The organism is Cutibacterium sp., assembly GCF_030525615.1.
GTDB lineage: Bacteria > Actinomycetota > Actinomycetes > Propionibacteriales > Propionibacteriaceae > Cutibacterium.
The window spans coordinates 61996-75818 of record NZ_JAUNEJ010000001.1; the positions used below are offsets into that span (position 1 = coordinate 61996).

The window sequence follows — 13823 nt, forward strand, 5'->3', positions numbered from 1 at the left end:
TGTGGATTGCGGACCCTAGTGCTGTATCACGAACGGGTCATGCACGTAGCCGTCGTAAAGGTGTGCGCGATGGCCGCTATTGCTGTACTGGAAGCACCTCTCGGAGTTTTTCGCGCATAGCATCGAAGGGTGCTGGATCACCAGGCTCAATCACCTTTTGCTCGATCGATGCGGCCACAACATTTGTGCGGTCGCTTGGTTTGATGAAGTCAGCCGTCTCGAACTGGCACAAAAGGTTTCCCAAGCAACTTGCTTCGGTCGCGGTCGTGATGACTGGGCGGCGGCATGCCGACGCGGTGGCAGCCATAAGCATGCCGTTTTGGATTCCGCCTCCCATGGCCATGATGGGGTCTGTAGAATCCAGCTGAGAACCTACAACTCGGCCAAGGCAGTTAACGACATCCGCGTGAGCACATGCCAGGGACTCGACGATCAGACGAACCATTTGAGCACGGTCGCGCGGTTTAACGCCGTAGTGTTCATCACACCACTTGCTTATTTTGAGCGGCATCCCCCCCGGTCGCACGAATGCCTCGTCATCAGGATCGATAATTACCCCTAAAGAAGAGCTATTTTGAGCCTCGGCTAATAGTTTAGTGATAGCAGTTTCGTTCCAGTAACGTTGACATTCCTGAAGGAGCCATAGACCCGTGAGGTTGCGTAAGATCCGGATTCCTCCGTCGGTGCGCACCTCGTTTGTGAGTCCCGCATCGTGGGCTTCGTCGGTCACCAAGGGCTTGGGGATTGTTGCCCCCATGAGGCTCCACGAACCGCATGACAGGAATAATCGGACGTCGTTTTTTCCTAGGCCCAGGGCATGCACCGCGCAAGCGGTGTCGTGACCGCCGCAATGGATGATGGGAGATCCGTGAACTGTAGTTCCGGCTATTGTTGATTCCGGGACCAGATCTGGCAACCATTCACGAGGAATGTCAAGGGCCTCAAGGACCGGAGTGGACCACTGACTGGCGCTGGGAACGGCGAACCCCGTGGATGAGCCGATAGCCCGTCCAACCGCCGGTGGGGCACCTAGTAGGTAGGCGACCAGATCGGGCATAGGCAGTACGGTTGCAACAGCCTGACGTAGTTGCGGTTGCTCAGCGAGATCAGCAAAGATCTGGTAGGTCGTGTTGATCTCCTGAGGTTGGATTCCCGTGCTTTCCCAGGCAGTCCTACGGGGTAACCGACGATCAACCTCAGCGGCATATTTCGACATACGTGTGTCTCGATAAGCTCGTGGTGGTCGAAGCAGATGCCCAGAATGGTCGATGAGGCCGTAATCGACTCCCCACGTATCGACGCCAATACTTACTGGGGGTCGTCCCAGCATTTCGGTGGCACAGTCGAACCCCTCGTGGATGGCGGACATAATACGGCCTATATCCCACACTAGGTGGCCGTTCATCTTGCAGGCTTCGTGGTTAACGCGCAACACTTCTCGTGTAGTGATCCGTTGCCCGTCAAAAATCCCAAGAATCCCTCGTACCGAACTTGATCCGAGGTCGAAGGCGAGGGCAGCGGGTCGCGATGCCCTCGCCATTTTAGGTCCATCCGCCTTTCTGGGGCGATGAGGGCCCTTGACATCCATCGTCATAACGTCACCGGTAAATCGGTCCGAAATTCTTGCAAGCGCGGAAATCAGCACCTTCAAGGTCGGAAGTCCCAAACGAGACCCACGACTTTGGACGGAAGATCTTTTCACGAGGAACGTTATGCATGTAGACCGGAATCCTCAGCATTGAAGCCAGGGTTATGAGGTCTGCACCAAAGTGTCCATAACCGGTAGCGGTGTGATTCGCACCCCAATTGGCCATCCAGTCATACACGGAGGTGAAAGCACCTTCGCCAGTGACTCTCGGCACGAAGAAGGTGGTTGGCCACGTTGGGTCAGTGCGTTCTTCGATCTCGCGTCGCACCTCGTCCGGAAGACCAATAGTCCAGCCCTCAGCGATCTGGAGCACCGGACCCTGGCCTGCGACAAAGTTGAGACGAGAAGCGGTTACGGGCATCCCACCTTCGGTAGCGAAGTGGGTTGAGAACCCGCCGCCCGGGAAGTACTCATGGGTGGCTGCGTGGAAAGTTGTGGCGGCAAGGTCGTTCTTGATGTCCTCGTCGGTGATCTCCCACCAATGCTTAATTATTGGTGCGCCGTCGGCGTCGCGTTCCTTGCCCGTTGCGTTGAGGGTGGTGGCACCGGAGTTACGAAGGTCGATGAAGCCACCGGCTGCAGTCCCGGTGAGTTCGTACCCCGTCACCCTCTTAACGGCTTCTGGACTCCAATAGGTTCGTACATCGCTGAACAATTGTGGGCGATGGGTGAGCACTGAGTTAAACAGCATTGATAGCGCATTGCCGGAGTCAGCCTCAGTACCGAAGACTGACTCGGGATGCTTGCCGTTCCAGTCGAAGGTAGTGTTGAGGAAGGTTTCCATCATGTCGCCATTGGGTTTGTAATCGGTCCATTGGCGCTGTCCTTGGAATCCGGCGGCGATGGCGTCGTGACCGCCAGCCTCTTCAGACCATCCCATCTCAGCTAGTTTCGGGTTACCGTGCATGAGATCACGAGCGATGAGGATCATCTTGATGCAGTACTCGAACTGCTCGTCATATTCCTGCGGTGAGACTTGGTTGTTCTGAGGGTTACGGTTCTCGCCTATGGTGAGATTCTCGCGCGCCCACGCGAGAGCCTTGTCATATTCGTCATGATCGAAGATGCCCTGATTGATACGGCGATCGATCTCGATCATGTCAATGTATTCAGTATTCATGCCGAGGTAGTCAGCCAGGAACTGCTCTGGGGGACGACATCCTGCGATTCCCATGGCCACGGTTCCAATGGCTAGGTAGCTGCGGCCCTTCATAAGGCCGACGCCGATCGCTGCACGAGCGTAGCGCTGGATCTCCTCAACGACATCGTCAGTCAGCCCGCTAGCTGAGGCGTCCTGGACATCATGACCATAGATTCCAAAGCAGGGGACACCCAGCATGTTGTAAGCAGCAGTTGCTGCTGCCAGAGTTACGGCGCCTGGGCGTTCGGTGCCATTAAATCCCCAGATAGCGTGTGGGATCGACGGGTCGAGGTCGAGAACCTCAGTAACGTAGTTCCACGAAGCGGTGACTGTGAGATCCGCGCAAACGTTCTCGGTGCGGAACTGCTCCTTACAAGCCTTTGATTCTGCAACACCCCCAATAGTTGTTGCGGAAATGACAGTTCGCACTGGGCTGCCGTCTGGATAAACCAGTGAGGTCTCGATAAGGTGTGCCGCGTCGTGGGCGAGTTTCATAGTCTTTTCTTCGAGAGATTCCCGGACACCTCGACGACGCCCATCAATAAGCGGTCGAATTCCGATCGTGGGATACCTGTGTAGAACCAGTTCCGATGACATTACACCAATTCCTTCCTGATTATGGCGTCTTTGCCGGACCCACGTCTATGTGAGCGCTAACATCACTATAGGAGCGCACCCAGACAGTGTCAAGACCTCAGAATGTCTTAAACGTCACGGGAGAGACGGGACATGTGGAACTTCTAGTTCTGGGGTGTCCGGTTTAGACAGATGGGGATGTAGAGGGTTAATAGTGTGGCGGGGCCTGTGTCCTCCTAGCCGGTGTCAGACTCGTAGCTCGTGTTATTCGCGATCTTGCCGGTGACGTTGAGCGAAGGCCGATCCGCAGCCAGAATCGGTGATCTTGACGGCGTTGGACTCTGTGGCTAGCGCTGTAGTGTTCCTGATGCACATCTCGATGGCATTTGTGTTCGGTTCAGCGAAAGCAGGTCTGGTTGCCAACGGGCAGATCAGGGCAGCGGCGCACGCGGTGGCCGCAAGGTCTCAGGCCACGTCGCGGTGCATGGATCATCCTCTCGACGACGTACCGCGCCAGTTCACCGCGCTTAGGTGACATCGCAGTGACGTCGAGATGACAGCACAACGTCTGGTCGAGAAAAGTCGTCGGCAGGCTCATGCATGGAAATGACGAATCAGGCGGCTCGACGGCTCCAACCGTGGCGTTGACGAAGTGTGCCAACGATGAGGCACACCAGGTAGATAAGGAAGCTCACCGTCGTCACATAAGGGCTGATTGGCAGGCCAGGCCCCAGAGAGAGCAGAATGCCGCCCACAGCGGAGACAGTCGCGAAGACAATGGATAGCAGAGACATTGCCACCGGATGTGCCGTGACCTTGGCAGCGGCGGCGGTTGGAGTGATGAGCAAACTCAGCACCAACAGGGCGCCGACAAGCTGTACCGCCATGGCGGTTGTCAAGCCCAGAAGCAGCATGAAAACAATCGAGAGGAACCGCATGGGTACTCCGCGAGCCCTGGCAGCCTCGGGGTCAACGGACGCGAAGAACAAGGGTCTCCATATAATGGCCAGACACACGGCGACGAAGATTGCGACTGCGATCAGGGTGCTCAGCTCGGTGGTGTCGACGGCGACGATTTGTCCGGTCAGCAGGCCGAACTTATTGGACGATCTGCCCTTGTAAAGACTCAGGAAGAGCACGCCAATACCCATGCCGAAAGGCAGCATGATGCCAATGGAGGCATTGCGCTCGGCAGCTTTGACCCCCAGCAGCCCCAGGATGAGGGCAGCCACCAGCGATCCGACCACGGCACCTTTAGTGACAGAGGCTCCGAAGAACAAGGCCACTGCAGCTCCCGCGAAGGAAAGCTCCGAAGTGCCATGAATAGCAAAGGCCAGATCTCGGGCGTGAATCATTGGTCCGATGAGGCCGGCCAGAACGCCGAGGACGAGTCCGGCGATGATCGAGCCGCGAACCAAGGGAACGAGCTGGGTGAAGCTGTCGAAGTTGATGATGGTGGAAAAATCCATGTCAGACCATCCCTTCGTCCCCAGTGATGTGTGGTCCGTGCAGATGTGACGGTCTTTCGTCGTCGGCCAGCACAATGATCCGTCCTTCATGGTGGAAGACCTCGACAGGAGAGCCGTAGAGATCGGTGAGGACCTCGGAACGCAGGACCTCATCAGGAGTGCCAACACGGACCTTGCCGCCCGCGATGTAGACCACCCGATCAACGTAGGGGAGTACTGGGTTGATCTCGTGGGTGACGAAAAGCACGCCGAGATTTCGGGTCCGCCGTGCGTTGTCGATGAGTTTGGTGACTTCCTGCTGGTGGCGCAGGTCGAGGCTGGACAGCGGCTCATCGCACAGTAATAACTCCGGATTGGTGACGAGGGCCTGAGCCACGCGCAGGCGCTGTTGCTCGCCTCCGGAAGTCATAGTCAGCGGGGCGTCGGCGAAGGCAGTGGCACCTACTGAAGCGATGGCGTCATCAATGCGACGGCGACGAGAGCGGCTGAACCAGCCGAATCCCCACTTGTGACCGTCAATTCCCATGCCCACCAGATCGCGGCCGCGAATGGGGGCAGTCGTTTCCAAAGAGCGCTGTTGCGGGATGTAACCGATGTGGGTCGAGCCACGACGCACCGGACGACCGGCCACCATGGCGGTGCCGGTCGTTAGCGGAGTCTGCCCGAGCAGGACCCTCAGCAGGGTAGTTTTACCAACTCCGTTGGGGCCGAGAACGGCGATGAACTCACCGGGTGCTACGACGAGATCGAGTCCCGACCACAGCACCCGGTCCCCGAAGGCGACCTTGGCTCCAGTGAGTCTGGCAGGCTCGATACTCGTCGTCTCCGAGCTGACAGAGAGATGTGATGTCACGAGGTCAGGCCAGGCCCTTGTCAATGTCGGTGATGGCCTTGTCGATGAAGCCCTGGTAGGTGTCGACACCCTCTGGGAAGGTCTCCCAGACACCGACCTGTTGGATTCCGGCGCTCTTTGCAGCCTTCTGAAGCTCTTTGGTGACGGCGTCGCTGGTCTGCCCGTTGACGAGCAGGACGGAGGCCTTCTTGTCGGCAATCAACGTGGTGGTTTCATGGACGACCTTGGTCGACGGGCCAGCTTCAGTCTCGGACTGCTCGACGAACTCCTCAGGGGTGATGTTCTTGATCTTCATGTCGTCGAGTAGGTAACCAACTACCGGCTCGGTGGCAATTGCGGTGCTGTTCGGATGTTTTTCGCCGACCTTGGCAGCGCGGTCCTTGAGGTCGTCCAGTGTGGACTCGAAGTCCTTGAGGTTCGACTCGAAGGTGGCTTTGTTGTCCGGCGATACTTTGACCAGGTTGGACTCGACGACCTTAGCAACCTTGCGGGCGCTGTCGATCGAGAAGAAAACGTGCTCGTTGAATTCCTCTTGTCCGGGTTTCTTGAGACCAGAGGTTTCAACGGCATCGACGAGGGTGGCCTTAGAGCCGGTGCTCTCGACGAGCTTGGGTGCCCAATCGTCATAGCCGCCACCGTTGGCGATGGCGATCTTGGCCTTTGAGAAGGCGAGCTTGTCCTTGGCGGTGGCCTCGTAGTCGTGCGGGTCTTGGTCAGGGTTGCTGATGACAGAGTGGACGTTGACCTTGTCCCCACCAATGCTCTGGGCTACCGAACCCCAGACGTTGGTCGACGCGACGATATCAACCTTGTCCGTCGCGGCAGCCGAGGAAGCCCCCGAGGCCGATGAGCCGGAATCAGAGTTGCCGGAGCAACCAGCCATGCCCAAGGCGCAGGCGCTGATGGCTGCAATGGCTAGAAGACGACGATGCATAAAGTGTTCCCTTTCCAGTACGCAAGTGAGAACCATTGTCGTCTACGTACGGTAGATCAACAAGCCAGGGTGACCAAAGAAACAAGGAGTCCTCAGCGTCGACGGATCCCAGAAAGGGCCTCGGAAGCGGTGAGGATCTCGATTTGCGGAGAATACAAATCCATCACCGTCAAAGCCGCCTCGTGGTTCTGCGGAGAGGAGCCAGCACAGCCGTCAGAGACGATTTTTACCCAGGCTCCAGCGTCTGTCGCCGCCAGCGCAGTTGCGATGACGCAGCAGTCGGTTGAAACTCCGGTGAGGAGAAGATGAGGATAGGTTCCAGTGATCGCAGAGAGCTGAGAACCCCACTTGCTGAAGGTCGTGATGTCGACAGTAGGGCGCTCCACCCAGGCTCGCGCCTCCTCGACAAGATCGAAGAGTGGGTCATCCTCGGGCCGGTCAGCAAAAGCCCAGCGCTGGAAATAATCGTGCCAGGACCCCTCATGAGTGACAGAAGGGATCCACCTCGTCACGATGATGTGTCCGTGGTAAGCCTCGACAAGCCGGTTGATAGGCCCGATGACGTCGGGGAATGCTGGGGACCCCCACTGCGAGGTAGGAGAGGCGAAGATCGTCTGCGGGTCGATGATGACTAGCCATGGCTCGCTCATCGTGACTCCTGGCGATGTACCCTGCCACGGCGAGTAACGAGGGTGACGAGATAGCCGAGAACGAGAGCTCCAAGCACGCCGAGGTTGGCGTTGGCCCAGTCCCCCTCACGTCCGCCGAGACCAAGAGGGCCGAGGAGAAAGCCCTGCCAGTTGTTCCAATTGACTCCCTCATAGGTGTTGATGACCAGTCCCCACCCGATGACCGTCACAATGACAAAAGTGACGATGGAGATGAGGTCGAAGCGGTCGTAGCGTCCGGACCCGTCGAACAGATCGGTCTCGTCATAAGGCCGACGTCGAAGAGTGATATCAGCCATCATGATCCCGGTCCAGGCCGACAGCGGCACCCCCAAAGTCACGAGGAATGACTGGAATGGGGAGATGAAGTTCGGCGCCACAAAGACAACATAGAGGGTCCCGATGGTAAGTATCGTCCCGTCGATAAGGGACGCAGCTGGGCGGGGAATGTGAATACCTAAGGTGAGCAGTGTCAGCCCTGAGGAGTAGATGCCATTAATCGCTCCGGCCAGCAGAGACAGAATCGCGGTCAGCAGGAAGGGAATGAGGAACCACGTTGGCAGGATCGTTGCCAGCGCGCCGACAGGGTCAGCTCCGATGGCGTCAGACAGATCGTGGGAGGACGCCGCGAGCAGCAGACCACCGGTGATAAGGATAATCAGTGGCAATGACGCCCCGAAGACATTCCAGAACGCAATGGAGAACCCGGAGGATGTGCGCGATTGGTAGCGCGACCAGTCAGCGGCGATGTTTGTCCACCCCAGACCCGTGCTGGTCATGATGAGGGTGAGTGCGCCAATGAAAGCTGGGAAAGAGGCCGAGGACAGTGAGGCGGCTGCGTGCCAGTCGATGTGCCCGACAGCCATGATGAGGTAGATGACAGTCAGGATTCCGGTGATCCATGTTAGGACGGCCTGGAGCTTCATGATGATGTGGTAGCCGGCGACCGCACCACCCACGATAAGTAGAGCCACAACGATGGTGGCGATGATCTTGACCCAGTTCCCGGAACTCCACCCCAGCCGATGGAAGATCGTCGTCGTCGCAAGGACAGCTGTGATGGCCAGGGAAGTCTCCCAGCCGATCGAGGTCATCCAGGAAATGACGCCGGGGATCTTGTTGCCCTGGGTGCCGAAAGCTGCCCTCGAGAGCACCATCGTCGGCGCTGAGCCCCGCTTACCGGCGATGGCGATAATGCCGCAGAAGCCGAAAGAGACAATGACGCCGATGAGAGTGGCTGCCAAGGCCTGCCAGAAAGATATCCCGAACCCCAGCATGAAGGCGCCGTAGCTCATCCCGAATACGGAGACATTCGAGGCGAACCAAGGAAGGAAAAGGTCCCTCGGGTGTGCAGTCCGCTGAGACTCCTCGACGATTTCGATTCCGGTCGTCTCGATACCCTTGCGCGTCGTCGCGCTCGGCTCGGGGGCGGTTTGGGTCATGAGCTGTCCTTCCGAGTGTTCGCGGCGACATTCTTGCACCATCGGGTGCCCTCTGGACTCTGTACACCGTCGTAACCGCGTTGTCTTCTTGAGGAAGATGGCGCCCGGAACCAGGTCCTTAGCTAGTTGTAGTTGGTCATAACGTTGTAGACGCCGGTGCGGAGGCGTGAGGCCGACGGTGACCCTGATCTGGCTGTGTGAGCCAACGAGGTCACCAGCACTCCGCAGCTCGAGCTGTTGCCCTTCCTACGCGAGCAGTCGGTATCGGTGACGGCTCACCGATTCGGCAATCCTGACCCGGGAGTCCTGTCAGTGAAGGTATGAGGTAGTGAAGCGATCAGGCTTAGCGTCGGGGATCGATGGCGATCTTCACCCCGGCGTGGCCGCGTACTGCCTCAACCGCTTCGGTCCACTGGGTCAGTCCAAAGGTATGGGTGACGATCGAGGTCTCATCGATGTCTCCACGGCCCAGCATTTCGACCGCCCGGTGGACGTCTGCTCGCCGGGCATTCGATCCCCCCGACACCGTGAGTTCCTGGTAGTGCACAGTATTGGGGGTGATCGTCGCCGTTGAACCTTTGGGAAACCCGGCGAACCAGCTCACCCGTCCCCCAGGGGCAGCAAGGTCGAGGGATTGTTCAGCTAGGTCATTGTGTCCAATGGCGACGATGACGAGATCGGCACCATAACCGTCAGTTCGCTCAGCGACAATCTCGGCGAGGTCATCCGGACAAGTCGTCACGGCTCCCATGGCACGAGCACGGTCGCGTCTATCGGCGTGTTTCTCGCACACGATGACCTGCCCCGCCCCGCACGCCAGATTGAGCTGGGTGTGAAGCAGACCAATGGCCCCACCACCAATAATGACGACTGTCTCTCCGGGGTTGACTCCGCCATGGCGACGGTGCCCGTTGAGGACACAGGAGAGGGGCTCGGCCAGAGCTAATCGGTTCGCTGGCATTTCGGAGGCAACCGGGACGACATTACCGTGGGAGACCGCTCGGGCCGGCACACACAGCCAGGGAGCCAGCCCACCGTCAATCCCATAGCCGATGAGTTCGCAGTGAGTGCATAAATGCTCGCGTCCTGTCAGGCAAGCTCGACAGGTGCCGCAGGAAACGACGATGGAAACGGTTGCCTGCTGCCCGACACTCAGCCCTTCGACGCCTGCACCGAGGCAGGCAATCCGTCCGGCGATTTCATGGCCGAGAGTGACTCCTGGGCGTACCCCGGTGGTTTTCTCACCGGAAATGATGCGCAGGTCGGTGCCGCAAATTGTTGTCGCCTCGACCGCCAGAACAACGTCGCCAGGACCCGGCGTAGGAACGGGTTTCTCGGCTAGGTTCACGTTCCCCGGTCCGTTGAGGACCAGTGCTGGCATGGTGCGCGTCATGTGATCTCCTTCGTCAGCTCCAGTGTTCCATCGGCAACGCACCGGAGTGGTTCCAATTATCATGAGAACTGGGAAAAATATCATCAAGGATGATGAAAAGACAGGGGGATCAAGCCATGACCCGACTCGTAAACAACGCCGATGATTTTCCGTCCCAGGCCGTCGCCGGACTCGCGAGCGCCTTCCCGAATCATCTCAGGCCGGTATTCGGTGGAGTCGTTCGTGCTGCACGCACCGACCGCAAGGTAGCCCTCATTGTGGGAGGTGGATCGGGTCACTACCCGGCCTTTGCCGGATGGGTCGGCCCTGGCTTCGCTGATGGTGCTGTGTGTGGCAACATTTTCTCCTCGCCCTCTGCCTCCCAGGCCTATTCAGTGTGTAAGGCTGCGGATCGGGGAGCTGGAGTGCTCATCGGTTTCGGTAATTACGCCGGCGACGTCCTGCACTTTGGGCAAGCAGCTGAAAGGCTTCGCAGTGAGGGGATCGATACCCGCTGCTTGTTGGTCACTGATGACATTGCCTCAGCGGGTCCGCAGGATCACCTGAAGCGTCGCGGCATTGCCGGAGACCTCCCGGTCTTCAAGGTGACGGCGGCTGCCTGTGAGGAAGGTTGCGACATTGACGAGGCTGTCAACGTCTTCGAACGTGTCAACAATCGTACCCGTTCCTTCGGGGTAGCTTTCGCCGGTTGCACCTTGCCTGGGGCTGATGAGCCGCTGTTTCGGATTGAGCCGGGAAAGATGGGTGTCGGGATGGGTATTCACGGTGAGCCGGGTATCCATGATGAGACTCTCGGCACAGCCGACGAGGTGGCCGCCATGGTCGTTGATGGTTTGTTGGCTGATCGCCCCGAGAATCCCGGAACCCGGGTCGTCCCGATCGTCAACGGTCTCGGCAGCACGAAGTATGAAGAACTCTTCGTACTGTGGAATGACATCAGCCGTCACCTTGCGGAGGCAGGACTGACGATCGTCGATCCCCAGGTGGGGGAATTCGTCACCAGCCTCGACATGGCAGGTGTCTCCCTGACTCTGGTGTGGCTCGACGAGGTCATCGAACCGCTGTGGCTGGCGGCGTGCGACACCCCTGCATATCGTCGCGGGACGGTTGGGTCGGTCGATTTTGACACCACCCCGCTGCCTCAAGAAGCTGAGCACGTTTCGGTCACAGCCCCGGGATCGCACGTTTCCCAAGAGGTCGCCGACCTCGTCGTCAAGGCATTGGAAGCGGTGGTGACAAACCTGTCGACGCGGGCCAAGGAGCTCGGTCAACTCGACTCGGTGGCCGGGGATGGGGATCACGGCATTGGCATGACTCGTGGATCCAAGGCCGCTCTCGCTGAGGCGAAGCGGGTGAGAAAGGACGGAGCCGGGGCTGCAACCACCCTGAATGCCGCCGGTTCAGCCTGGTCGGAGCATGCTGGCGGTACCTCAGGTGCCTTGTGGGGGGCAGTGCTGACTGCCTTTGGTGCAGTCTTAGGTGATGTCGATCCCGCTAGCGATGACGCTATTCGCCAGGCGGCCCATGCCGCTCTCGACGCCGTGACCAGATTGGGAGGGGCGAAAGTCGGTGACAAGACCATGGTTGATGCCATGGACCCCTTCGTGGCGACGTTGGAATCCTCGACGGCTCCGCTGCCAAAGGCATGGCAGCGGGCGTGTCAGGCCGCTGAGAAGGGGGCTCAGTCGACCGCCGAAGTGACGGCCAAGGTTGGTCGGGCGCGTCCACTGGGCGAAAAGTCCCTGGGCACTCCCGATCCAGGAGCGGTGTCCTTCCACGACGTCGTTGCTGCGGTGGGGTCGGTGCTGTGACTCAGTGCCGACTGAGACCAGGCTGTGTAACGAGCCTGTCAAATGAGTTCGGTCATGAGCCTGTGTCCGGCTTCACGGTCACAGGCGGCGGTGTCCAACCAGATCGACGCCTCAGCAGTGATGTCGTCCAGCAGCGACGTCATACCCTGCTCGAACGTGATCGCGCTCTTCCATGGTTCGGGTGGTGAGGTCTTATGACAGTTGCGGCAATGAGCACTTAACGGCTGTTGTGCTCAGTGGGACGATGGCGTGACGGCAATGTCCCGTGTGTACGGGCGATGTGGGGAAACGTGCAGCCCCGATGTCGTATTTAGGGACGTTTGGCCGTAAAGTCGCCAGTATGATCATCGGAATCCCACGGGAGTCACTCCCGGGTGAGAATCGGGTCGCCGCGACTCCGACGACTGTTCCCGCCCTACTCAAACTCGGCTACGACGTGGTCGTCGAGTCCGGAGCCGGCGACCACGCCGCTTTGCCTGACCACGCTTACGAAGAGGCCGGAGCTAAAATCGTCGAACCGGGGGAGGCGTGGAAGGCCGACCTTGTGCTGGCCGTCAACGAACCCAACGACGACCAGGTCGCGCTTATGCACTCTGGTGCCGTCCTCGTCACCTTCCTCCATCCGCGTCAGGACCTTGCCCTGACCAAGAAGCTGGCTGCCGCTGGCGTCACCGGCCTGAGCATGGACATGGTCCCGCGTATCTCGCGCGCTCAGTCCATGGATGCGCTGTCCTCGATGGCCAACATTTCGGGTTACCGAGCTGTCGTGGAGGCGGCATTCGCCTACGGTCGCACCTTTGGCGGCCAGGTCACGGCTGCCGGCAAGGTTCCGCCCGCCAAGGTCTTCGTTATCGGTACTGGTGTTGCCGGCCTGGCTGCTTTGGGTGCCGCCAACTCGATGGGCGCAGAGGTCTACGCCACCGACGTTCGTCCCGAGACCGCCGAGCAGGTGCAGTCGATGGGTGCCACCTTCCTCCACGTGCGCACCGGTGAGTCCGATCAAGGCGTCAGCTCCGATGGCTACGCCAAGGAGACCAGCGACGACTACAACGCCCGTGCTGCCGAGCTTTACATGGAGCAGGCCGGCAAGGATGACGTCATCATCACTACGGCTGCCATTCCCGGCAAGCCTTCCCCGAAGCTCATCACTGCCGAGATGGTCGCTGCCATGAAGCCAGGCAGTGTGATCGTTGACCTTGCTGCTCTGGGCGGGGGCAACTGCGAACTCACCCAGCCGGGTGAGTCTTACGTCACCGACAATGGTGTGACGATCATCGGGTACACCGATCTGCCGTCCCGTCTGCCTGGTCAGGCCAGTCAGCTTTATGGCACCAACCTCGTTAACCTGTTGAAGCTGGCCACCCCCGAGAAGAACGGTGAGCTCGTCCTCAACTTTGACGACGAGGTTATCCGCACCATGACGGTCTGTCATGAGGGCCAGGTTGCATTCCCACCGCCACCGGTCCAGGTCGCCGCCGCTCCCAAGCCGGCTGCCAAGGCCGAGTCCGCCACCCCAGTGGTTTCGGAGAAGAAGCCGCGTCCGTGGCCTCAGACCTTCGGAATCGTCGCAGTGCTGTCAATCGCACTCATCGCGCTGCTCAGCTTCTCCCCGGCAGAATTCGTCAGCCTTTTCGGCACGTTCGCGATCGCCGTGGTTGTTGGCTACTACGTGGTGTGGAACGTCACCCACGCCCTCCACACCCCACTGATGAGTGTCACGAATGCCATCAGCGGCATCATCATCGTTGGTGCCATCACCCAGCTCGGCAGTGAATCGTGGGGTATTCGGATCGTGGCCGCCTTGACGGTGCTCATCGCTAGTATCAACATCTTCGGCGGTTTCACGGTTACCCAGCGCATGCTCAAGATGTTCAGGAAGGCCTGATCC

Annotated in this window: 10 protein-coding genes; 2 read left to right on the forward strand and 8 right to left on the reverse strand. The window is 59.2% G+C overall.

What is annotated here, in order from left to right; all coding sequences use genetic code 11:
* Nucleotides 1-76 precede the first annotated feature (76 nt).
* The 8 genes from Q4B98_RS00305 to Q4B98_RS00340 all read right to left on the reverse strand — a co-directional run bounded on the left by Q4B98_RS00305 (nucleotide 77) and on the right by Q4B98_RS00340 (nucleotide 10124).
* Entirely contained in the window at nucleotides 77-1594 is a 1518-nt protein-coding gene (locus Q4B98_RS00305; RefSeq protein ID WP_368492274.1) for a rhamnulokinase family protein, read from the reverse strand.
* Between the two features lie 4 nt (nucleotides 1595-1598).
* Nucleotides 1599-3386: an L-fucose isomerase gene (locus Q4B98_RS00310; RefSeq protein ID WP_303194624.1), complete on the reverse strand. Its 1788-nt coding sequence runs from the start codon at nucleotides 3384-3386 to the stop codon at nucleotides 1599-1601.
* Nucleotides 3387-3979: 593 nt separating this feature from the next.
* The gene (locus Q4B98_RS00315) at nucleotides 3980-4834 is read right to left on the reverse strand and encodes a metal ABC transporter permease (RefSeq protein WP_303194625.1); all 855 of its coding nucleotides are present in this window, start codon (nucleotides 4832-4834) and stop codon (nucleotides 3980-3982) included.
* A gap of 1 nt (nucleotide 4835) precedes the next feature.
* Nucleotides 4836-5687 (reverse strand): metal ABC transporter ATP-binding protein, encoded by an 852-nt coding sequence (locus Q4B98_RS00320; RefSeq protein ID WP_303194626.1) that lies wholly within the window; start codon nucleotides 5685-5687, stop codon nucleotides 4836-4838.
* A gap of 4 nt (nucleotides 5688-5691) precedes the next feature.
* Nucleotides 5692-6621 carry a metal ABC transporter solute-binding protein, Zn/Mn family gene (locus Q4B98_RS00325; protein ID WP_303194628.1) on the reverse strand — a complete coding sequence of 310 codons (930 nt, stop codon included), beginning with the start codon at nucleotides 6619-6621 and terminating at the stop codon, nucleotides 5692-5694.
* A 92-nt stretch (nucleotides 6622-6713) separates the two neighbouring features.
* Nucleotides 6714-7271 (reverse strand): cysteine hydrolase family protein, encoded by a 558-nt coding sequence (locus tag Q4B98_RS00330; protein WP_303194630.1) that lies wholly within the window; start codon nucleotides 7269-7271, stop codon nucleotides 6714-6716.
* Nucleotides 7268-8731, reverse strand: a complete 1464-nt coding sequence (locus Q4B98_RS00335) for a cytosine permease (protein WP_303194632.1) — start codon at nucleotides 8729-8731, stop codon at nucleotides 7268-7270. Before Q4B98_RS00335 ends, Q4B98_RS00330 begins: the two co-directional genes overlap by 4 nt.
* A 343-nt stretch (nucleotides 8732-9074) precedes the next feature.
* Nucleotides 9075-10124, reverse strand: coding sequence for an alcohol dehydrogenase catalytic domain-containing protein (locus Q4B98_RS00340; RefSeq protein WP_303194633.1), 1050 nt, complete (start codon nucleotides 10122-10124; stop codon nucleotides 9075-9077).
* Between the two features lie 116 nt (nucleotides 10125-10240).
* On the opposite strand from Q4B98_RS00340, the gene Q4B98_RS00345 reads away from it, so the two are divergent.
* Complete coding sequence (locus Q4B98_RS00345) at nucleotides 10241-11935, forward strand: dihydroxyacetone kinase family protein (protein WP_303194634.1); 1695 nt, start codon at nucleotides 10241-10243, stop codon at nucleotides 11933-11935.
* 340 nt (nucleotides 11936-12275) lie between these two features.
* Entirely contained in the window at nucleotides 12276-13820 is a 1545-nt protein-coding gene (locus Q4B98_RS00350; RefSeq protein WP_303194636.1) for a Re/Si-specific NAD(P)(+) transhydrogenase subunit alpha, read from the forward strand.
* The last annotated feature ends 3 nt before the right edge of the window (nucleotides 13821-13823 follow it).

Coding starts and splice junctions, on each gene's coding strand:
- Q4B98_RS00305 (WP_368492274.1), bottom strand. CDS start 1,594: ATGACGATGGATGTCAAGGGCCCTCATCGCCCCAGAAAGGCGGATGGA.
- Q4B98_RS00310 (WP_303194624.1), bottom strand. CDS start 3,386: ATGTCATCGGAACTGGTTCTACACAGGTATCCCACGATCGGAATTCGA.
- Q4B98_RS00315 (WP_303194625.1), bottom strand. CDS start 4,834: ATGGATTTTTCCACCATCATCAACTTCGACAGCTTCACCCAGCTCGTT.
- Q4B98_RS00325 (WP_303194628.1), bottom strand. CDS start 6,621: ATGCATCGTCGTCTTCTAGCCATTGCAGCCATCAGCGCCTGCGCCTTG.
- Q4B98_RS00330 (WP_303194630.1), bottom strand. CDS start 7,271: ATGAGCGAGCCATGGCTAGTCATCATCGACCCGCAGACGATCTTCGCC.
- Q4B98_RS00335 (WP_303194632.1), bottom strand. CDS start 8,731: ATGACCCAAACCGCCCCCGAGCCGAGCGCGACGACGCGCAAGGGTATC.
- Q4B98_RS00340 (WP_303194633.1), bottom strand. CDS start 10,124: ATGACGCGCACCATGCCAGCACTGGTCCTCAACGGACCGGGGAACGTG.
- Q4B98_RS00345 (WP_303194634.1), top strand. CDS start 10,241: ATGACCCGACTCGTAAACAACGCCGATGATTTTCCGTCCCAGGCCGTC.
- Q4B98_RS00350 (WP_303194636.1), top strand. CDS start 12,276: ATGATCATCGGAATCCCACGGGAGTCACTCCCGGGTGAGAATCGGGTC.